We start from the raw sequence: 21959 nt of genomic DNA, 5'->3' as shown, positions 1-21959 counted from the left end.
AATTCTACTTTTCTTAATTCAGTATCTTTACAATTCCGACGATTATATTAAATTATTTAGAACATTTAATTTATGAATATTACCACCGAAAACATTTTACTAATTGGTTCCTTACTTTTGTTTATTAGCATTCTCGCTGGAAAATCGTCTTACAAATTTGGTGTACCTACCCTTATTTTATTCTTAGGAATTGGGATGCTAGCAGGTACAGATGGAATTGGTGGAATTCATTTTGACAATCCAAAAGCTGCTCAATTTATCGGGATTGTTTCCCTTAACTTTATATTGTTTTCCGGTGGATTAGATACGAGCTTTAAATCCGTTAAACCCATTCTCAAAGAGGGAATTGTACTCTCCACCTTGGGCGTTCTGCTTACAGCTTTAAGCTTAGGAACATTTGTGTACTATGTTACAGATTTTACTTTTTATGAGAGTATGCTGTTGGGCTCAATTGTTTCATCCACAGATGCCGCGGCGGTTTTCTCTATTTTGAGATCTAAGAGTTTAGCCTTAAAGAAAAACATACGACCTACGCTAGAGCTAGAAAGTGGAAGTAACGACCCGATGGCTTATGTGCTCACCATTGCATTCCTAAGCTTGGTAGTGGATCAGGATCAAGACATTATATCGGTGATTCCCGTATTTTTTCAACAAATGATTCTAGGAGCAGTTGCTGGTTTTGGCTTTGGTAGATTGAGCAAACTCATCATCAATAAAATAAAATTAGGTATTGAAGGATTATATCCAGTTCTTGTGATTGCTTTGATGTTCATTACTTTCTCTGCCACAGATTTTATTGGAGGAAACGGGTTTTTAGCCATTTACATCTGTGCTGTTTTCCTTGGAAATCAAGACTTAATCCACAAAAAAACCATCCTTAAAATGTTTGATGGTTTAGCTTGGTTAATGCAAATTGTGCTTTTCCTAACCTTAGGTTTATTGGTCTTCCCATCCGAAATCATCCCATACATGGGAATTGGATTAATGATTTCTTTATTCCTGATTTTTGTAGCAAGACCGGTTGCTGTTTTTATTAGTACAGTTTTCTTTAAAATGAAACTAAGAAGAAGACTTTATATTTCTTGGGTAGGTTTGCGTGGAGCTGTTCCTATTGTATTTGCAACTTATCCCTTGTTGGCTGGCGTAGATAAAGCTCCGATGATTTTTAATATCGTATTCTTTATTTCTGTAACTTCGGTTTTAATTCAAGGAACCTCACTCACCGTAGTAGCGAAATGGCTGCGTGTTGGAATTCCAGAAGATCAAAAACGGATAACTGAAGTTGATAGAATTTTACTTGATTTCCCTAAATCATTGCTTAAGGAGTTTGATATTTTACCTGGTGCATCTGTAATTAACAAACAAATTGTTGACTTAAATTTCCCAAGCACTGCTTTTATTGTTATGATTCAACGCAATGGAAAATATATTAGACCAGGTGGTTCTACTAAGCTGGAACAAGATGATACACTGATGATATTGGCGGACACCGAAAAAGATTTTGAAGAGGTTGGTAAGAGTTTATATTCTTAAAATAATTTAATCTATATTTATAGTATGAGAAAGCGTTTTATACTACTTATTGATTTATCTGAGCACTCTAGTAATCTCATTAAATATGCTTATCAATGGAGTCTTCAGGCAAAAGCACAACTATTAATAGTACATCAATCGATTGTGCAGTCTCCTGCATTGGCCGATACCGAAGTCAAACAGCAAATCACCGCTGAAGCGAATGAAGAGGCCTTGCAGAAACTTAAAGCGCTCACAAGGGAGATTATGCCTCATCCAGAGAGTGTTCAATACCATGTTTCTGAAAACGATTTCCAGATTAGCCTTCCTCAGCTTTTAGCAGAAGATTATGAAGATTTAATTTTTGTTGGGCTTAAAGGTACTTCTATGCTAAAGAAGATTTTCTTTGGTAGTTATGCCTTACAGGTTATCAATAGCACCAACAATATTGTGGTTGCAATGCCACAAGAAATTGATGCTTATACGCATGAAAAGATATTTGTAGCTATCAATGAAAAGCATCCGATTAATATCCAAGAATTAAATAACTTCTTAGATTTTATAGAAGACGAAAATACACATCTTACCTTTTTCCATTTAGCTCAAGCAGACGAAGATACTTCTATAATCCAAGCTGAATTGGATAAACTAAAAAACATGTACGCAGATAGATTTAATACAACAACTGCTATCTACGAAGGAAAGGATAGATTAGAAGACATTAAAAAAGTTATCAATGACAAAATCGATGAAATCCTTGTCGTTCAAAGAGGTTCACGACTGTTAACTGATAAGCTTTTTAGAAGATTTTTAATCAATGATTTGGTACACGAAGGACAAACGCCATTGGTTGTTTTACCAAATTAATTCTTAAGAAATCATCAAGATTAAGTACTAATAATCATGTTATTACAAATAACAAACAAGCCTCTCAATTTCAATTAAACTGAGGAAAATTAAATTTTAAAATAGGATTTTTAAACTTAAATATTACTCTTGTTCAAACTCAAGAATATCGGTAGAGTTGAATCCAACTGTAATGGTGTCTGCAATGTTTTTATCTTTGGTCATAACCGTTAATTGCTCGCCAGATTCCAACTTTAATAATAACTGAACCGAATCACCTAACTCGATCTTCTTAATCACCTTAGCCGTGGTGATATACTCACAATCAGTTTCGTGAGAAGAAGGACTCACTTTAATTTTATCATTTCGAATCGCATGGCAACAAGTTTCCTTTAAAGGACATTTAAATGCCGTTTGTAAATTCTGGTTGATATGTACCGTGCTACCAAATAATGATGCTACATAGAGCGTATTTGGTTTCACATATAAATTTGCCGCCACATCTTTTTGAACCACTTTTCCTTTTTGCAGAATAAGAATCTCATCCGCTACAGAAAGAGCATCTTGCGTATCGTGCGTAACAAATAAAACTGTGACTTCAGTCTTTTTAATAATATCAAAAACCTCATTTCTCAATTGAGTTCTCAATAAAGTATCTAAATTACTGAATGGCTCATCTAAGATTAATAAGGAAGGCTGTGGAGCCAACGCTCTAGCTAAAGCTACACGTTGTTGTTGTCCACCAGAAAGTTGATGTGGATAACGCTTTCCCATTTCGCTTAGACCAACTAAATCAAGCATTTCTTGGGCTCTCTTCTTTTTGTTTTTACCCTTTGAAATTCCGTATAACACATTATCTAAAATAGTAAGGTGTGGAAACAAAGCGTATTCCTGGAAAACTAAACCAATTTTCCTCTTTTCAGGCTGAACGAATTTATCTAAAGAAGCAATGGTTTTTCCATTCATGGCAATACTCCCATGATCTGGTCTTTCGAGTCCCGCAATAAGCCTAACCAAAGTAGTTTTACCACTTCCGCTCTCTCCCACAATCGCACAGACCTGTCCTGCTTTCAAGTTGAAAGAGACATCTTCTAGCGCAAATGTTTTGCCTTTGTCGAAGCTTTTAGAAAGAGAGGTAATTTGTAGCATGTTTATTTTTTGATCAGTAATTTATTTAATAATATCACAGGTATCATGGCTGTAAAGATAATGAAAAGTGACGGGATTGCCGCTTCCATGACCATTTCGTCGCTGGCATATTCAAATGCCTTAACCGCCAAGGTGTCTATATGATAAGGTTTTAAAATCAATGTTAGCGGTAATTCTTTCATTACATCGATGAAAACCAAAATCACAGCACTAAACACTCCTGTTTTGATTAAAGGGAATTCGATTTTGAAGAAAGTTTTAATATTTCCTGCCCCTAAAACTTTAGATGAATCTGGAATTGAACTATCTACTTTTAAACTTGTGGAATCTATTGGATTATAAGCAACTGCTAAGAATCTTACTGCATAAGCATATAACAAAGCAATCAGAGTTCCATTGATAATCAACCCAGTATCAATTCCAAAATTACTCAACACGCCAATCAACCATTTATCTAAAGCTAAAGTTGGAATCATAATCCCAATGGCTATTACCGCTCCTGGAATTGCGTAACCTAAAACACCTACTCTAGAAATGTTTTTAATACTAGCTAAAGTACTCCACTTAGAGAAATAAATTAAAATAAGTGCAAAGAATACAGTGATTAAAGAAGATCCAATGGCAATCGCAAAACTCTGTAGCGAAATCATAATAAATTCCATGTCGAAAACCCTAGATGCTGTGATAAATGCCCAATAAATTAGTTGAGCCAATGGAATTACAAAACCTAATAAAATCGGTATAAAAACCAAGGTGAAAATCAATAAATGCATCGCCCCTTTAGGTTCTTTTCTTTGAATCTGCGTACTATTGGTTTTAGCTGAAGTAAACTTAATCTTCCTTACTTGCCATTTTTCAATTAAAATTAAAGCAAAGATTATGATAATCAATAAGGCCGATAAATAAACCGCAGTTTGAGGTTCTTCTAGTGAAAACCAAGATCTAAAAATACCTGTAGTAAAGGTATTTACGCCATAATATTTTGCCGCGCCATAATCGTTCAACACCTCCATTAAAACTAAAACTAAACCAGCCACAATAGCAGGTCTAGCCAAAGGAAGCATTAACTTAAAAAAGGTTTTCATCTCGCCAACGCCTAACATTTTAGAGGCTTCCAAAAGGTTATTGGCTTGATTTAAGAAGAATGCTCTTGCACTTACATACACATAAGGGAAAAGCGAAATACTCAGAACAAAAGCCAACCCAGATCTGTTCATGATATCAATTCGGACAAAGTTTAACCCGATTTCTCTAAAGAGCAAATCCATGCTTCCACCATAGTCAAAGACTCCGGCGTAAGCATAACCAACAATATAAGACGGTATCGCCAATGGCAGAATCAGCAGCCATTCCATTTGTTTTCTAAACAGAAAATCATAGCGTGAAACAAACCACGCCGACGAAACCCCAAATAATAAAACGAGAATACTGCAAATAAAAATAAGATAGAAGGAATTCCCGATATAATCCGGCAAAAGGTGGTCTACAATGTGATTCCACGACTCGCCAGGACCCGAGAATAGCTCTATTCCAATAAAAATAATAGGCAAGGCCAAGAAACAAACAATGGCCAGCGTAAATACTGACCACTTGTTTAGATCTCTCTTTAGCCTTTTGAGCCTAGTTTTTAAAGAGAATACTTCGTTCTTATTTCCAGCCTGCTTCATCAAAAATTAAAACCGCTTTTTTATTAAATTCTCCTAATTTGTTTAATCCTAATTGATCTTCGCTGAATTCACCCCAATCAGCAATATCTTTTACAGGTGCTACACTTTCCAAAATTGGATACTCGTAGTTGGCTTCAGTAAATACTTGTTGAGCTTCTGCGCTAATTAGATATTCAATAAATTTAATTGCATTTGCTTTGTTGGGAGCATACTTAGCAACTCCAGCTCCACTCACGTTGATATGAGTTCCTCTGTCACCTTGATTTGGGAAAAACAATCCAATTTGTTGAGCAGTTTTCACTTCTTCAGCATCTGGAGAGTTCAACATTTTCCCGATATAGTATGAATTCACAATTGCTATGTCACCTTCTCCGGCAACCACAGCCTTTACTTGATCTCTATCAGAACCTTTAGGCGCACGAGCCATATTCGCTACAATGCCTTCTGCCCAAGTTTTTGCTGCTGCTTCGCCATCGTTAGCAATAATTGAAGCCAAAAGTGACTGGTTGTAAATATTAGAAGATGATCTCACCAAGATTTTCCCTTTCCACTTTTCATTCACTAAATCTTCATAAGTACTTAAATCTTCTGGGCTCACACGATCTTTAGCATAAGCTATAACACGCGCTCTTTTAGTTAAGCCAAACCATTGATTATCTACATCTTGCAAATGAGCAGGAACTTTACTTTCTAAAATTTCTGAATCAATACTCTGTAATAATCCTTCGTCTTTAGCACGGCTCAATCTACCTGCATCTACAGTAATCAAAACATCAGCCGGAGATTGCTTCCCTTCCATTTTCATTTTTTGAATTAACTCGTCTGCACTGGCATTAATTACTTTTACTTTGATACCAGTTTCATCTTCAAACATTTTGAAAATGTTTTGATCTGGCTCATAGTGACGGTGCGTATAAACATTCACCACCTGTTGACCAGATGATTCCGCTCCGTCTGCTTTATCTGTTTTGTTGCTTTTGTTATCGCAGCTCACCAACATTGTGAAGGCAGCTACAGCTAATAATAATTTCTTCATATCAATTTTCGTAGTGCAAATATAACAATTTAGAATAGATATAAATAAACTAACATTTGTCATAAAAGCAAGAATCTTCTAAGACTAAGTAAGTCAAAAGCTAAGGTTACTACATTTTACTTAAATTAGCCGCCACTAAGATTAATCCTTAAAGCAAAAGCATGAATATTGACCGAAAGCAACATTGGGAAAAAGTTTACGAAACCAAAAACCCAAACCAAGTAAGTTGGACACAAGAAAAACCAGTTAAATCATTAGAGTTTATTCATGGATTCAATCTAGATAAATCCGCCAAAATCGTAGACATAGGTGGTGGCGACAGCAAATTGGTAGATTTTTTATTAGATGAAGGTTTTGAAAATATCAGCGTTTTGGATATTTCTGCTAAAGCTTTAGAAAGAGCTAAAAAACGTTTAGGCGATAAAGCTGACAAGGTGGAATGGATTGTGAGCGATATTACCCAATTTGAACCTCAGACAACTTATGATGTTTGGCATGATAGAGCTGCTTTTCATTTCTTAACCGAACCAGAACAAATTGAAGCATACAAGAAGATTGCTGAAAAAGCTGTGAAAGGATTTCTATGCATTGGAACCTTTTCTAAAGACGGACCAGAGAAATGCAGCGGTCTAGAGATATCACAATATGATGCAAAGGAATTAGAAGAAGTTTTTTCTCCAAATTTCACTAAAATTAATTGTGCAACAGAGGATCATGTCACGCCTTTTGACACTACTCAAAATTTCTTGTTTTGTAGTTTTAAACCTAAAGATTCTTAATCTTAGTTTTTTATGATTCCAGCAATCCAACTTAAACCAAAATTTTAAATGCAGTCATTTATCCACTATTTTCTACATTTTGGATTTCCTTTTTTTATCGCTTTTTTATTTTTCAGAAAGGATTGGAAAAAGGTTTATTTAATTTTGATTGCCACCATGTTAGTGGATTTAGACCATCTCCTCTCCGACCCTATTTTCCAGGCCAATCGATGCAGCATTAACTTTCATTTATTGCATACTTATTACGCGATGTTGGTCTATGTAATTTTATTATTTCTTAGAAAACCATTCAAGATTATTGGAATAGGATTGTTGTTTCACATGTTTACAGATTTTGTGGATTGTCTTATGACCTATGCCAAATGTGCAACTTGTTTATCTGACTCTCCAATTATTAATTTAATTGAAAATGTTGCTAATCTTCTGGGTATTTAAAATTTTTAAATAAAAATGGAAGAAAATTAATGTGTTTAAATACTCTGGCTGGACAACTCTAGCTTTCTATCTTTAAACACAAAAGACCCTTTTCAAACTAATACACTCTTCACAAACAATTTAAGAATTCAAGGCTATACCCTTAAGAAAAGGCTATATATACTTTGAATATATCCGTATTTTAACCTAAATATTTCATGATTTCTGATTTATTAAAGTTTAATTTCTTAAATTAGTAAGCAACTAATCAATTAATTGGAAAATTACAAGTGAACCTAAGCTTGTGTTTCCTTCATCTAAACTTAACTCAGCATGAAAAATCTACTTCAAATTGTACTCGTCAGCGCGTCCATTGTCATAAGTTTTGGACTTAGCTTAATGATTAAATCACATCTCAGCGAATTTATTTCATCCAAAGCACTGCTCTATATCTTATTGGTTTTGTTCACTCTAATAGGAGCAAGTGTAGTGTATAAAGGGCTTAAACCTCTTTTTACAAAAGAAGGTTCGGTTGAATAATTGATACGAAAGATTTATATTTATGTATTGAATCACTTTTCGGCTCAATTCATGTTTAGTATGCTTAACTAAAAGAATTAGCTACAGAGCGATTTAAGTGCTGAATTAAATTTCGTGAAATTAATTGCCCTGAGCATAATTTAAAACAAACATTAATGTTTAAACTTTACAATTAAGTTGATGTGATGAATAAAAATAGAATTTTTGCAGGAATTGTAGGAATCATTGTGGGAAGTCTTCTGTTTTCTCTTATTATAGATTTAATTTCTAAACCGAGTAACTATAGCTTAAAATTAGATCCCATTGATAGTTTTAGCACTTACTACTTTAGCTTCGTATACGGGCTCGGAACCGTTGGATTCATTCTTGGGACCCTACTCCTATTAGGTTATTTAGTGTTTTTCTATTTCATAGGAACATGGGTTTATGGATTAATTACCAAAGAAAAATAATCCAATGTTATATATTCGCAATAGAGTTTATGGTTTTTAATACGAATCATACAAAACTCATAAACATTCAATAAAATATATAACGCAATGAAATTAGGCGCATTTTCAATCAGTATAAACGTTAAAGACCTTAAAACTTCCAAAGAATTTTACGAGAAATTAGGTTTCAAAGCTTTCGGTGGAAGTATGGAGCAAAATTACTTAATCATGAAAAATGAAAATGCTTTAATCGGGCTTTTTCAAGGAATGTTTGAAGGAAATATTCTTACTTTTAATCCTGGTTGGGATGAAAATGCCCAAAATCTAGAAGAATTTGATGATGTTCGTGAGATTCAAAAATCATTAAAGTCTAATGAAATCAATCTGATCAGCGAAGCAGATGAAAACTCAAATGGACCTGGCAGCATTATGCTTACCGATCCCGACGGGAATATGATTCTAATCGATCAGCATAGATAATTCTTAATTTAAATTACAGTATGACCCAAAACAAAACACAACCCACTGAGGTTAATGTCATTGACTTTATACATTCTTTTGCCAATACAGACCAAAAAATAAAAGATAGTCTTGAACTCATAGAAATCATAAAAGAAGTTTCTGGTATCGAGCCTAAAATGTGGGGACCAAGCATCATTGGATTTGGTGAATATCACTATAAATACGCAAGTGGCCACGAAGGCAATGCTCCTCTACTTGGTTTTTCTCCAAGAAAATCGGCTATTTCACTTTATGTTTATTCGGGTTCAGAAGAACACAAACATTTACTCGAAAATCTAGGTAAATTCAAAATGGGAAAATCTTGTATTTATATAAATAAATTGGCCGACATTAATATTGAAGAATTAAAAACTTTAATGAAAGAAACCATTCAATTTTTAAAGACTACTTATGGCTAAGATTAAAATCGAAATTAAATGGGCGCTAATATTTTCCCTGATGACCTTGGCCTGGATATTCATAGAAAGAATTGCAGGGCTGCATAGCGAAAACATTGATTTACATCCATATCTCACCAACATTTTCGCTGTTCCTGCAATTATAGTGATGGTTTTAGCCTTAAAGGATAAAAAGAAAAACTTCTATAACGGAAGCATGACCTATATGCAAGGTTTAATTTCTGGAGTTATTCTATCTACATTTATCGCCATTTTATCTCCTCTTACTCAATGGGTGATTGCTAATGTAATTTCGCCAGATTTCTTTAAAAATATGATTGATTTTACCTTAGACCTTGGTTATTACAAAACGCAGGCTGAAGCTGAAGCCTATTTTAACTACGAGAATTATGCAAAACAAAGCGCCATCGGTGCATTTGTGATGGGCGTTATCACAACAGCGGTTGCAATGATTTTACTTCAAACTAAAAACAAAACAAAGCATGTCTAATTCAAAAGAGCCAAAAGTTACTGGAATTGGTGGCATTTTCTTCTTTTCTGATAATGTGCAAGAAATCAAAGATTGGTATAGCAAAAACCTAGGTTTTAATACCGACCAATGGGGCGCTACTTTCGCATCTAGAAATATTAACAAACCCGATGAAGTCAATTATCTTCAATGGAGTCCTTTTCAGAGTGACACGAAATATTTTGAACCTTCTAAAAAGGAATTTATGATAAATTATCGAGTTCAAAACTTAGATGCTCTTTTAGTAAAATTAAAAGAAAATAACGTTGAAATTCTAGGTGAAGTACAAACATACGACTATGGTAGATTTGTTCATATCATAGATCCAGAAGGAAATAAAATTGAACTTTGGGAACCGATTGACGACGAATTGGTTAAATAACATTTGAAAGGCTGAAATTATAATTCAGCCTTTTTTATGCAAAATATTTAAATTTTATAGCTTAGTTTAATTTCATTCATCGTAAATTTGCGATTAAACGATATAATAGTGTTACTCAACAAAAAAGATAATTATTCTGAAGAACAAAAGCAGATTGCTCTATTCGCTAAAGCCTTTGCCCATCCTGCACGTGTGTCGATTCTTCAACATTTGTTTAAAATAAATGCTTGTGTTTGCGGCGATTTGGTAGATGAAATTGGTTTAGCGCAATCCACTATTTCCCAACACTTGAAAGAGCTTAGACAATTAGGACTCATCAAAGGAACCGTTGAGGGAACTAGTGTTTGCTATTGCATCGACAAAGAAAATTGGAGCAAAATGAAAAACACCATGCTTTCGTTTTTAAATCAAGATATTCAAATAAGCGACAAATGTTGCTAAATTAAAATTATATTTCATGAAACTATCCGAAGTTAAATCAGCTTTAAAACAACTAAAAACCATAGCTTTTCAGTTACCTAATGGTGAATTAGTTCCTAATCATTTTCACGTTACTGAAGTTGGGAAAATCAGTAAAAACTTCATCGATTGTGGTGGAACTTTAAGAAATGAAGAGGTCATCAACTTTCAACTATGGAACGCTAATGATTACGACCACAGATTGCATCCAGAGAAACTGATAGATATTATTGAACTTTCAGAAAAAACTTTAGGTCTTGGAGACTCAGAAATTGAGGTGGAATACCAAGGTAACACCATCGAAAAGTATGCTTTAGATTTCGACGGAACTAATTTTTTATTAGTAAGCAAACAAACGGATTGTTTAGCTCCAGACAAATGTGGAGTGCCAGTACAAAAACCTAAAATCAAACTTTCTGAATTAAATAAAGCCAACTCTTGTGCGCCAGGTAGCGGATGTTGCTAATTCTAAAAACAAACAATGAAAGGACACGATAATAAGCTATTTCCAAAGTTAGAAGTATTTATCCAACAACTTAATCCTGAGGATATTTCTATAGAAAGAAAGGAAATCCTGCAAACTTTAATCGATTACATTCAATCAAAAGTTGATCAAAATCAAGTTGTTAATTTAAATTTCATTTGCACTCATAACTCAAGACGAAGTCATTTATCACAAATTTGGGCGCAATGTTTAGCATTCTATTTTGGTTTTAACCAAGTTCGTTGTTATTCAGGTGGAACCGAGACAACTGCGCTGTTTCCTATGGTTGTGAAAACTTTAGAAAATACAGGTTTTGAAATTGAAACTATCGCTCAAGTTGAAAACCCGATTTATAGTATAAAATATGCTCCTAACGAGCATCCTATCATTGGTTTTTCTAAGAATTTAGACGATGTATTCAATCCATCTTCTGGCTTTGCTGCGATTATGACTTGCGATTCTGCCAACGAAAGTTGTCCTATCGTAAATGGTGCAGAAATTAGAATTCCTGTTACCTATCAAGATCCGAAAGTATTTGATCAAACACCTCAACAATCCGAAAAATACCAAGAACGAAGTGGACAAATCGCCACCGAAATGTTCTATGTATTTTCTCAAATCAAAAAATAAATTATGGCAGCTAAAAAAATGAGTTTCCTCGACAGAAACCTTACCATTTGGATTTTCGTAGCCATGGCCATCGGTATTGGTCTAGGTTATTTTATCCCGAGTTTTCCAGAAATCATCAATTCATTCAATAGCGGAAGCACCAATATTCCGATTGCGATTGGTTTAATTTTAATGATGTACCCGCCTTTGGCCAAAGTAAACTACGCCTTACTTCCTAAAGTTTTTAAGGACACTAAAATTCTATCAATATCCTTAATTCTAAATTGGATTATTGCACCTGTTTTAATGTTTTTCTTGGCAATTATTTTCCTGAGAGACTATCCAGAATATATGGTCGGGGTAATTCTAATCGGACTTGCACGATGTATCGCAATGGTACTCGTTTGGAACGACTTAGCCGAAGGAAGCAGTGAATACGGCGCTGGATTAGTAGCGTTAAATTCTATTTTTCAAGTGTTTGCCTATAGTTTCTATGCTTGGATTTTCATTACCGTACTTCCACCCTATTTTGGATTTGAAGGCGCTATTGTAGACATTTCAATTGCAACAATCGCCGAAAGTGTGGCTATTTATCTTGGAATTCCGTTTGTCATGGGAATCTTGAGTCGTGTTATTTTAGTTAAATTAAAAGGTGAAGAATGGTATATGAAGAAATTCATTCCTGCTATTTCTCCTATGACGCTCATCGCCTTGTTGTTTACCATAGTAGTTATGTTCTCGTTAAAAGGAGAATTAATCGTTGAAATCCCTATGGATGTGGTGATCATCGCCATTCCATTGTTATTGTATTTCACTTTAATGTTCATCATTGGGTTTTTCTTCACCAAAGCCATGGGCGCGCCTTATGATAAAACGGCTTCGGTGGCCTTTACAGCCGCTGGGAATAATTTCGAATTAGCCATTGCAGTTGCTATTGCTGTTTTTGGATTAAATTCCGGACAAGCTTTTGCCGGCGTTATCGGCCCATTGGTAGAAGTTCCAGTTTTAATTGGATTGGTCAGCGTTTCGTTTTGGTTAAGAGATAAATATTTCAAAAAATCGAGTAATTCTTAAAGAATACTTTAATAAATAAGTCTTAAAACGCCCATTTAATTTTAATAATTAAATGGGCGTTTTGTTTATAATCAGTCTAATGGATTTCGGTTTGAATCCCGATTTTATTTAATTAACTTTAGCTATCAAAAAATTTAATTTCATTAATATTTAAATAAAATGGACGAACAAAAACCAAAATTAACTAGGCAAACCGGAGCACCAGTAGGTGACAACCAAAACGTACAAACTGCAGGACCTCGCGGACCTCTTTTAATGCAGGATGCTTGGTTCCTAGAGAAAATGGCCAACTTCGATAGAGAGGTAATTCCTGAAAGAAGAATGCACGCTAAAGGTTCGGGTGCTTTTGGAACTTTTACGGTTACACACGACATTACACAATATACCAAAGCCAAAATCTTTAGTGAAGTTGGTAAGAAAACAGAAATGTTTAGCCGCTTCTCTACGGTAGCTGGAGAACGTGGAGCAGCAGACGCAGAAAGAGATATTCGCGGATTTGCACTTAAATTCTATACCGAAGAAGGTATTTGGGATTTAGTAGGAAATAATACTCCTGTATTCTTTTTCCGTGACCCAATGAAATTCCCAGATCTGAACCGTGCGGTTAAGCGTGACCCTAAAACCAACATGCGCGATGCTAACAATAACTGGGATTTTTGGACTTTGCTTCCAGAAGCGCTACACCAAGTAACCATTATCATGAGTGATAGAGGAATCCCAAGAGGTTATCGTCATATGCACGGATTCGGAAGTCATACTTACAGTTTAATTAATAAAGATAATGTTAGACATTGGGTGAAATTTCACTTTGTTACCCAACAAGGAATCGAAAATTTAACCGATGAAGAAGCGGCGAAAATTGTAGGAATGGACCGAGAGTCTTCTCAAAGAGATTTATTTGAAGCTATCGAAAGAAAAGATTTCCCAAAATGGAAAATGTATATTCAAGTAATGACCGAAGAGCAAGCTAAAACTTACCGATTCCATCCGTTTGATTTAACTAAAGTTTGGTCTAAAAAAGATTTCCCTTTAATTCCTGTGGGTGAATTTGAATTAAATCGAAATCCAGAAAATTATTTCCAAGATGTAGAACAAGCCGCATTTAACCCTACCAATATTGTCCCTGGAATTGGTTTCTCTCCAGACAAAATGCTACAAGGTAGATTGTTCTCCTATGGTGACGCTCAACGTTATCGCTTAGGTGTTAACCACTATCAAATTCCTGTAAACAAGCCAACTTGTCCTTACCACTCTAATCACAGAGATGGAACTATGCGTGTAGATGGAAACCACGGTGGAACTAAACATTATAATCCAAATAGTTATGGACTATGGCAGGAGCAACCTGAAGCTAAGGAACCACCTTTAGAATTAGAAGGTAGCGCTTATGCTCACAACTTTAGAGATGACGACGAGGATTATTTCACTCAACCTGGAGATTTATTCCGCATTATTAAAGCCGACGGAAAAGCAGATGTTTTATTTAAAAACACAGCCGCTCAAGTGGGTGCAGCAGAGAAATTTATTCAGATTCGTCACATTAGAAACTGCTACAAGGCCGACCCAGAGTATGGTGAAGGTGTTGCAAAAGCATTAGGTTTAAGCATGGAGGAAGTAAATAACTTTGACATGACTCCTTATGATAGATGGGCTCCAAAACCTACAAACGGATAAATTAAAATCAGATAATAAATCAATATTGAAAAGCCATAAATAATTCAAATTAGACTATTTATGGCTTTCTATTTTTAAAATTAAAAATTACACATGAAAAAATACAAAGTCGCTGTAATCGTAGGAAGTTTAAGAAAAGAGTCTTACAACCTCAAAACAGCAAAAGTGCTTATGGAGATTGCTCCGGAATCTTTATCTACAGAACTTCTAGACATTGCTGGAATTCCGATGTATAATCAAGATTTAGAGGAAAACACGCCCAAAGAATGGGTAGAATTAAGAGAGAATGTAAAAAATTATGATGCTCTTTTATTTCTTACTCCTGAATATAATCGTTCTGTGCCAGCTGTTTTAAAGAATGCACTTGATGTAGGTTCTCGCCCACCAGGAAAAAGTTGTTGGAATGCAAAACCAGCTGCTATCGTAAGTGTTTCAACCGGTAGTATTAGTGGATTTGGTGCAAATCATCATTTAAGACAATCTCTAACCTTCTTAAATGTTCCAACCATGGCACAACCCGAAGCTTATATTGGCGGCGTAGCTGATTTATTTGATGATCAGGGAAATTTAACCAATAATTCAACAAAAGAATTTTTGAAGACTTTTATGCTTGCTTTCGAGAAATGGGTCATCACGCATTTAGAGTAAACAACTGATAAATAGTTAAATAACTCATAATTATTAGTTATTCTGATAAAAAATGCTTATACTAATGTTATTCTCTATTTCACAGAGAATGAATTCAAATGACTATTGCGATGATTTGTTTGCTAATCTTAAAGAGTTAGCTCAGCTAGCAATAGTCATTGATTATTTTAATCATTCAAACTAAAATAAATCTAATATGAAGAAGAAGTTTTTTAATGCAAAATTCTATCGTCATGACTCGGCAACAGAAATGATGGTTGAAAATGGAAAAATCACGCAAATTGGAACTAATTTACCTAATGCTGATGAAGAAATTGATTTAAACGGAAAATTGGTTTTACCACCTTACGTTGATCCTCATTTACATTTAGATTACGTTTATACTTTGTCTGAACTTGGTGAACAAGGCGCTGGTTCTGGGACTTTATTCGAGGCTATTGAGTTGTGGCCTAAGTTTAAAGAAACGCTCACGGTAGAAAGCGTTAAAAAATTAGCCATGAAAGGCATCAAAGACGAGGTTTCTCAAGGTGTTCAGCATATTCGAACTCATATCGACGTTACCGATCCTAATTTCACAGCATTGAAGGCGATGTTAGAAATGAAGGAAGATCTAAAACATATCGTTGATATTCAAATCGTTGCTTTCCCACAGCAAGGAATGTATACGTATAAAGGTGGGGTTGATTTAGTAGAAGAAGCTCTAAAAATGGGTGCTGATGTGGTGGGAGGAATTCCGCATTATGAACCAGCAAGAGAATTTGGAGAAAAATCGGTACATGATATCGTAAATCTTGGATTGAAATATGACAAGCTCATCGATGTTCATTGTGACGAAACCGATGATACTCATTCTCGATTTCTTGAATTATTAAATGCATTGGTTTTAATGGAGGATTATGGAAGCAGAACCACAGCAAGTCACACTTGTTCATTTGGTTCAGCAGATAATTCTTATGCGTTTAGAATGATGGATTTATTTCAAAAGAGTAAAATCAATTTTATTTCTTGTCCAACAGAAAACGCCTATCTACAAGGTCGCCAAGATACCTATCCAAAACGCCGTGGTTTGACACGAGTAAAAGAGTTTATAGAACTAGGAATTAATGTAGCGTTTGCACAAGATTCTATTAATGATCCTTGGTATCCGATGGGTAACGGAAACTTGATGAATATTCTAGACAATGGAATGCACTTAGCCCAAATTATGTCGCCAAAAGAAATCGAAACCAACTTTGATTTAATTACGTATAACGGAGCTCGCTGTATGAATATTCAAGATAATTATGGTCTAGATGTCGGTAAACCAGCCAACTTTATTGTACTCAACGAATCTAGCGTACATGAAGCGATTCGCAGACGTGTAGACGTGTTGGCATCAGTGAGAAACGGTGATTTCTTGTTCCGCAAAAAAGAAGTGGAATATGATGTAGAATTAAAACTTGATTAAATTTTATCAGCTTTAATTTTAATAATCTGAAATAAAAGAAGCAACTTTAAACATTAAAATTCACATTTACTGAATGGATGAATATGTAGTAACCTCAGAATATATTTTACGCATTCTCACCGCCTTTGTGTTGGGTGGCATCATTGGTTTTGAGCGACAGTGGCAACAGAAAAATGCAGGTTTACGCACCAATACTTTAGTTTCTATTGGTGCAGCTTCTTTTGTGCTTTTATCTCTCAACATCTATAGTTTAGCCGGCGGAGATCCTGCTCGAATTACGGCCCAAATTGTAACCGGTATTGGTTTCATTGGGGCTGGAGTTATCATGAAAGATGGTTTCAACGTTAGAGGTTTAAATACGGCTGCTACTATTTGGTGTTCGGCAGCTGTAGGTACTTTGGCAGGAATGGGATTTTACACCGAAGCCATCATAACGACGAGTGCCGTTGTATTGTCTCACCTAATTCTGAGACCTATTAGTATTCGATTATCCAAAATTTCGGCTTATCGTAAAACTGAAGTTAAAGAAACTTATTATCAAGTTTCTATTCAGTGTGACGCAAAAGATGAAGCCAATGTTAGGTTTTGGTTGTTGAATCAAATTGAAAGCAACGACCAACTATTGATGCGCTCAATCAACCGAGAGGTTTCTGAAGCTAATTCCAAAGAAATCGTGATTCAGATTGAAGTTGCGAGTATCGGAAAACAAGAAAATTTATTAGAGTCTTTAGTTGCCAACCTAATTTTAAAACTAGAGGTGACTCGTGCTGGTTGGAAAGTGATCGGTCAAGAAACCGAGTTTTAATCTTTTTTGTTGAACAAGCTTAAATCTTAAAATGAGTAATTTAAAGTCTTCTAATGTCATTAAAAGTGCATTTCCTTGGTTGTTGATGATTTTGATGTCATCGGTAACTTTTGTGGGAATTCTTTCAGAATTAATGCCGTCTGGAGTTTTACCTCAAATCATGGAAGATTTAGAAATTAGTGAAGTCCAAACCGGAAATTTAGTGGGTTATTATGCTATTGCATCCGCCATTTTCGCGATTCCATTAATTTCATTGACCATGCATTTTAATCGTAAATATTTACTTTTAACATTATTAGGCGGTTTTGCTATTTCTAATATTGTTTCAGGATTGGTGCATGATTACACGATTGTAATTGCGCTTAGAGTTTTAGGAGGAATTTGCGCGGGAGTAATGTGGCCTATGATTGCCGCTTATGGAATGCGCTTAGTAGATGAACAGCATCATGGTAAGGCCATTGCCGTAATTATGGCGGGAACCACTTTAGGAATTAGTCTTGGGATGCCGATTATGACTTCCATCGGGAATCAATTTGGATGGAGAAATGAATTTATAGGATTGGGTGGATTTATTTTATTAATCGCAGCTGTTAGTTATTTCGCCCTTCCTTCTACGCCCGGAGAAAAGCTAACTAAAAGCTCCTCTCCATTTGCCTTGCTGAAGATTCCAGAAGTGATCATCATATTAATTTTAACTTTACTAGGTGTGATAGCACATTATGGTGTTTATGTTTACATCACGAGTTTGGTAGAAGAAATTCAACTGGCTGGAGGCGTAGAAAGCGCACTCTTATTTTTCGGTATTGGATCTATGATTTCTGTTTTAATCGCTATTAAATACACCGACCAATACCTGAGATTATTGACTGTGGCCATGTTTGCATTGATTATTATTTCTATGCTCATATTTTTACTCTTTGGAGGTGCGACAGGATTTGGACATTTTGCTTTCTTTTTATGGGGAGTTTCCTTTGGACCGTTGGTAACATTATTGCAAGCCGCAGTAAGTCGACAAGTTGAAACTGCAAAAGACGTGGCTACATCGGTTCAATCATCGGTGTTTAATTTATCGATTATGATTGCATCCTCGGTCGCTGGGCTACTTTTAGGAATTTACTCTCCTATGAGTTTGGTTTATTTTGCCATTGCTCTTTCGATTCCGGGGATAATTATTTCATTATTAGCTAAAAAGGCATTAAATTAACAGTCTAGTTTAACTTTAAATTAAGTCGAACTAAATCAATTATTTAAAACTAAATTTAAATCAGAAAATTAACATTAAATACATTTATACTATGAGAAATTTTATGTCACTTATTGCTTTAGTCTTTTTGACTGTAAGCTCAATCGCACAAACAGAATGGAAAGTAGATCCATATCATTCATCTTTAAATTTCAACATTGCACACTCTGGAATCAGTTTGGTAAATGGTAAATTTTTAGATTACACAGGTAATTTGAAGAAAGATGGTGAAGCTTTAGACAATGCTAAATTTGATTTTACAGTGCAAGTAAAAAGTATTGACACCAGTGTTGAAGCTAGAGACAAACACTTGAGAAGTGCAGACTTTTTTGAGGTTGAAAAATATCCAGAAATGAAGTTCAAAAGCACTAAAATCTTAGCTACAGGTAAACCAGATCATTACTTATTATACGGTGATTTAACGATTAAGGATGTTACTAAACCTGTTATTTTTGATGTTAAATATGGAGGAACTGTAAAAAGTGATAAAGGAGAAAAGTTAGGTTTAAAAGCTAAAACAACGATCAATAGATTTGATTATAATATCAAATTCGATCCGTCAGCTGCAGGCGTTGGTAAGGATGTGAATATTGTGGTTCACATGCAATTTGCTAAACAATAAAAGAAATGCTTGGCACAGTCGCCAAGCATTTTAATTTAAAACTTAAATAAAATAAATCAGGATAGGCATTGCTTACCTGATTTATTTTTAACATTAAAATTGAATCAAATTATGTCAAAAAACAATCCGCTGATATGCGATATAGAAACTGGAATGTGCGAAACAGCTGATACAACAGCAACTCATACATCTGAAAATAAAGTTTCTTCAGATAAAAAAGCTATTCGAGTAATTTATTATACCGATCCTATTTGTTCATCTTGTTGGGGAATTGAACCACAATTGCGCAAGCTAAAATTGGAGTATGGCAATGCGATTGACATCGACTACAGAATGGGTGGTTTATTACCCGATTGGAGCTACAATAGCGGAGGCATCAGTTCTCCTGCAGATGTGGCAAGTCATTGGGACGAAGTGAGTTTGCACTATGATATGCCGATTGATGGCGACCTTTGGTTAGAAGACCCTATGGATTCTTCTTATCCGTCTTCCATTGCTTTTAAAGCAGCTCAACTTCAGGACCAACAAAAAGCCATTTTGTTTATGCGCGAAATGAGGGAAATGATGTTTTTGGAAAAGAAAAACTTGGCAAAATGGGAGAATATGGCTAAAGCAGCTGAGAAAGTTGGTCTAGATGTAAGTCAATTGAAATCTAATTTTGAAGGAAAAGCAAAAGACTTATTTCAAGAGGATTTAAAGTTAGGTCAAGAATTAGGTGTTAGAGGCTTCCCAACTATGTTCTTTGTCGACGAAGCTGGTAACCAAGAAATCGTTTACGGAACAAGACCTTATGCATTTTATGAAATGGCGATTTTAAAGTTAAACCCAAATGCCTCTAAAAGCGAATACAGCAAGAAATGGGAAGATTTATTTAAAATTTATCCAAGTTTGACCGCTAAAGAATTTTCTGAATTATCTGGAACACCAAGAGCCGATAGTGAGACTTTGTTAAATGAACTTTCGGAGCAAGGGAGTTTATCAAAATTCACGACCAAAAATGGCTCTATCTGGAGAAAGAAATAAGTTTAAAAGCTTTAATTAAATCTTAAAACTCAAAAGAGCGATTAGATAATTAATAATTTAATCGCTCTTCTTTTATAATCAACTTGGTTCTGAACTTTAAGAACCTTTTTTATTCATCACAGGGAAATTAAAATAAATACAAACTATTTAGCTTGTGATAGAATCTCTACAACTTCTGTTAATGATTTATTTTTAGCATGTTGTAAGGGAATTACGCCATCATTATCAGGAATATTAATATCAGCTCCAGCCTCGACAAGCGTTTTGACAATAGCTGTTTGAACATCACTTTTCTCACTCAAAATGACTGCTTCTAATAATGCAGTCCATCCTAATTTATTGACATGATCGATTGGGTAATCTTCTATTTTGGTTAGGATTTTCACTATTTCTAAATGTCCTTTTTCAGCTGCAGGGATTAAAGCTGTTCCTCCATATCGATTGTAAAGATTAAAATCAGCTCCATTTTCCAAGCACATTTTCAATAGTTCCACATTACCCTCTGCTCCAGCATATAAAAACGGACTATTTTCCATTGCGTCTTGAGCATTCACATCAGCACCAGCATCAATCAGTAGTTTAGCAATTTCATTATCAAAATTATAGGTAGCAATCATTAAAGCTGTTCTAGCTTTATCATCCCTAATTTCCAAATCTGGTTTTGATTTTAAAATTTCTTTAGTCGCTTGAACATCTTGATTAGCAACTGCTTTCAACAAACTGTTTTGACTTTGAGTATTTTCCATATACGTATTTCCGTTCGCGCTATTACAACTTTCTAATGAGATTAATCCAAGCATTAGAACTGTAATTAGAATTATATTAATTTTCATGATTTTGATTCAACATTCATCTCCATTTCGATATAAAACAAAGATTTATAAGCAAAAATAAGGTATTAAAAATTGAAAAAACATAATTAAACCTTCAAACTGTTTACTTCTCTGATAGCCTTATAATAGGATTCTATTTTACTAGAATTTAGAATTTCCGCATCTTTACAGCAAATTAAGCCTTGTGAATTTTAAAGACAAAGAACTTATTATTTTCGATTTTGACGGAACGCTTATTAATAGTATTCCAGACTTAACGATTGCTATCAACAAAATGTTAGCGCATTATGATTTATCGCCTTTAAGTATAGATGTCGTTACTCCTTTTGTGGGAAATGGCGCAAAACCTTTGGTGCGAAGAGCTTTAGAAGAGGCCAAGCAAGAAAAAATTGAGGAGGATTTCTTAAATGAAGCTTTTGATATTTATTTCTCTGCTTATCGAGAAGTAACCTGCGATAAGACTTTTATGTATCCTGGGGTTATGGAGACTTTAAAATATCTTCAAGAAAAAAATTACCAAATGGTCATTTGCACCAACAAGCCATTCGATTTTATAGAACCTATTTTAGACGAATTAGAAATAAAATCTTTCTTTAAATTATGGATTGGAGAAGATTCTTTAGCAGAGAAAAAACCTAATGCGGCTCCACTTTTGCACCTAGCCAAAGAGATGAATACAGAAATAGCAAAATGTGTAATGGTAGGAGATTCTAAAAATGATATCCTTGCGGCCCAAAATGCAAAAATGCATAGTATTGGTGTGAGTTATGGATACAATTACAACGAAAACATCGCCGATTACAACCCCAGCGTTGTGGTAGATAATTTTGCTGAGTTACAAGGTCTATTTTAAT

The 21959-nt window shown here is 34.8% G+C and carries 25 protein-coding genes; 21 read left to right on the top strand and 4 right to left on the bottom strand.

Annotated elements, in window-relative coordinates:
* The first annotated feature begins 72 nt into the window (after positions 1-72).
* Positions 73-1533, top strand: a complete 1461-nt coding sequence (locus tag NLM59_RS08640) for a potassium/proton antiporter (RefSeq protein ID WP_304417370.1) — start codon at positions 73-75, stop codon at positions 1531-1533.
* 24 nt (positions 1534-1557) lie between these two features.
* Positions 1558-2379, top strand: coding sequence for a universal stress protein (locus NLM59_RS08635; RefSeq protein ID WP_304417369.1), 822 nt, complete (start codon positions 1558-1560; stop codon positions 2377-2379).
* 123 nt (positions 2380-2502) lie between these two features.
* Here the strand turns inward: NLM59_RS08635 and NLM59_RS08630 are convergent, their stop codons facing one another.
* From NLM59_RS08630 to NLM59_RS08620, 3 genes are all read right to left on the bottom strand, one after another.
* On the bottom strand, positions 2503-3507 hold the full coding sequence (locus tag NLM59_RS08630; RefSeq protein WP_304417368.1) for an ABC transporter ATP-binding protein: 1005 nt from the start codon (positions 3505-3507) through the stop codon (positions 2503-2505).
* A 2-nt stretch (positions 3508-3509) separates the two neighbouring features.
* Positions 3510-5057, bottom strand: a complete 1548-nt coding sequence (locus NLM59_RS08625) for an ABC transporter permease (RefSeq protein WP_369426788.1) — start codon at positions 5055-5057, stop codon at positions 3510-3512.
* 97 nt (positions 5058-5154) lie between these two features.
* Entirely contained in the window at positions 5155-6210 is a 1056-nt protein-coding gene (locus tag NLM59_RS08620) for a Fe(3+) ABC transporter substrate-binding protein (RefSeq protein WP_304417367.1), read from the bottom strand.
* A 161-nt stretch (positions 6211-6371) separates the two neighbouring features.
* Here NLM59_RS08620 and NLM59_RS08615 point away from each other — a divergent pair, with 161 nt between their 5' ends.
* The 18 genes from NLM59_RS08615 to NLM59_RS08530 all read left to right on the top strand — a co-directional run bounded on the left by NLM59_RS08615 (position 6372) and on the right by NLM59_RS08530 (position 20272).
* Positions 6372-6989: a class I SAM-dependent methyltransferase gene (locus NLM59_RS08615; protein ID WP_304417366.1), complete on the top strand. Its 618-nt coding sequence runs from the start codon at positions 6372-6374 to the stop codon at positions 6987-6989.
* Positions 6990-7037: 48 nt separating this feature from the next.
* The gene (locus tag NLM59_RS08610; RefSeq protein WP_304417365.1) at positions 7038-7424 is read left to right on the top strand and encodes a DUF6122 family protein; all 387 of its coding nucleotides are present in this window, start codon (positions 7038-7040) and stop codon (positions 7422-7424) included.
* Between the two features lie 704 nt (positions 7425-8128).
* Positions 8129-8395 (top strand): hypothetical protein, encoded by a 267-nt coding sequence (locus tag NLM59_RS08605; RefSeq protein ID WP_304417364.1) that lies wholly within the window; start codon positions 8129-8131, stop codon positions 8393-8395.
* Positions 8396-8482: 87 nt separating this feature from the next.
* Positions 8483-8854, top strand: a complete 372-nt coding sequence (locus tag NLM59_RS08600; RefSeq protein ID WP_304417363.1) for a VOC family protein — start codon at positions 8483-8485, stop codon at positions 8852-8854.
* Between the two features lie 20 nt (positions 8855-8874).
* Positions 8875-9294 carry a DUF1801 domain-containing protein gene (locus NLM59_RS08595; protein ID WP_304417362.1) on the top strand — a complete coding sequence of 140 codons (420 nt, stop codon included), beginning with the start codon at positions 8875-8877 and terminating at the stop codon, positions 9292-9294.
* Positions 9287-9784 carry a DUF4199 domain-containing protein gene (locus NLM59_RS08590; RefSeq protein ID WP_304417361.1) on the top strand — a complete coding sequence of 166 codons (498 nt, stop codon included), beginning with the start codon at positions 9287-9289 and terminating at the stop codon, positions 9782-9784. Before NLM59_RS08595 ends, NLM59_RS08590 begins: the two co-directional genes overlap by 8 nt.
* Positions 9777-10184 (top strand): VOC family protein, encoded by a 408-nt coding sequence (locus NLM59_RS08585; RefSeq protein ID WP_304417360.1) that lies wholly within the window; start codon positions 9777-9779, stop codon positions 10182-10184. The genes NLM59_RS08590 and NLM59_RS08585 overlap by 8 nt, the downstream gene beginning before the upstream one ends.
* Positions 10185-10292: 108 nt before the next feature.
* Positions 10293-10625, top strand: coding sequence for an ArsR/SmtB family transcription factor (locus tag NLM59_RS08580; protein ID WP_304417359.1), 333 nt, complete (start codon positions 10293-10295; stop codon positions 10623-10625).
* Between the two features lie 16 nt (positions 10626-10641).
* Complete coding sequence (locus tag NLM59_RS08575; protein ID WP_304417358.1) at positions 10642-11109, top strand: DUF6428 family protein; 468 nt, start codon at positions 10642-10644, stop codon at positions 11107-11109.
* A 15-nt stretch (positions 11110-11124) separates the two neighbouring features.
* Positions 11125-11757: a low molecular weight phosphatase family protein gene (locus NLM59_RS08570; protein WP_304417357.1), complete on the top strand. Its 633-nt coding sequence runs from the start codon at positions 11125-11127 to the stop codon at positions 11755-11757.
* A gap of 3 nt (positions 11758-11760) precedes the next feature.
* Complete coding sequence (gene arsB, locus NLM59_RS08565) at positions 11761-12810, top strand: ACR3 family arsenite efflux transporter (RefSeq protein WP_304417356.1); 1050 nt, start codon at positions 11761-11763, stop codon at positions 12808-12810.
* A gap of 159 nt (positions 12811-12969) precedes the next feature.
* Entirely contained in the window at positions 12970-14484 is a 1515-nt protein-coding gene (locus NLM59_RS08560; protein WP_304417355.1) for a catalase, read from the top strand.
* Positions 14485-14577: 93 nt separating this feature from the next.
* Positions 14578-15132, top strand: coding sequence for an NADPH-dependent FMN reductase (locus tag NLM59_RS08555; protein WP_304417354.1), 555 nt, complete (start codon positions 14578-14580; stop codon positions 15130-15132).
* A 196-nt stretch (positions 15133-15328) separates the two neighbouring features.
* On the top strand, positions 15329-16579 hold the full coding sequence (locus tag NLM59_RS08550; protein WP_304417353.1) for an amidohydrolase family protein: 1251 nt from the start codon (positions 15329-15331) through the stop codon (positions 16577-16579).
* A 73-nt stretch (positions 16580-16652) separates the two neighbouring features.
* Complete coding sequence (locus NLM59_RS08545; RefSeq protein ID WP_304417352.1) at positions 16653-17384, top strand: MgtC/SapB family protein; 732 nt, start codon at positions 16653-16655, stop codon at positions 17382-17384.
* A 31-nt stretch (positions 17385-17415) separates the two neighbouring features.
* Positions 17416-18588: an MFS transporter gene (locus NLM59_RS08540; protein WP_304417351.1), complete on the top strand. Its 1173-nt coding sequence runs from the start codon at positions 17416-17418 to the stop codon at positions 18586-18588.
* Between the two features lie 91 nt (positions 18589-18679).
* Positions 18680-19249: a YceI family protein gene (locus NLM59_RS08535; protein WP_304417350.1), complete on the top strand. Its 570-nt coding sequence runs from the start codon at positions 18680-18682 to the stop codon at positions 19247-19249.
* Positions 19250-19360: 111 nt separating this feature from the next.
* A complete protein-coding gene (locus NLM59_RS08530; RefSeq protein WP_304417349.1) occupies positions 19361-20272 on the top strand; it encodes a DsbA family protein in 912 nt (303 codons plus the stop codon).
* Between the two features lie 143 nt (positions 20273-20415).
* On the opposite strand, the gene NLM59_RS08525 is transcribed toward NLM59_RS08530, so the two are convergent.
* Positions 20416-21105, bottom strand: coding sequence for an ankyrin repeat domain-containing protein (locus tag NLM59_RS08525; protein ID WP_304417348.1), 690 nt, complete (start codon positions 21103-21105; stop codon positions 20416-20418).
* Positions 21106-21289: 184 nt separating this feature from the next.
* On the opposite strand from NLM59_RS08525, the gene NLM59_RS08520 reads away from it, so the two are divergent.
* Positions 21290-21958 carry a phosphoglycolate phosphatase gene (locus NLM59_RS08520; RefSeq protein ID WP_304417347.1) on the top strand — a complete coding sequence of 223 codons (669 nt, stop codon included), beginning with the start codon at positions 21290-21292 and terminating at the stop codon, positions 21956-21958.
* The last annotated feature ends 1 nt before the right edge of the window (position 21959 follow it).

Source organism: Profundicola chukchiensis (assembly GCF_029664245.1).
Lineage (GTDB): Bacteria > Bacteroidota > Bacteroidia > Flavobacteriales > Weeksellaceae > Profundicola > Profundicola chukchiensis.
The sequence above is the reverse complement of the archived record's forward strand: the minus strand, read 5'-3'. Positions and strand labels throughout refer to the sequence as shown.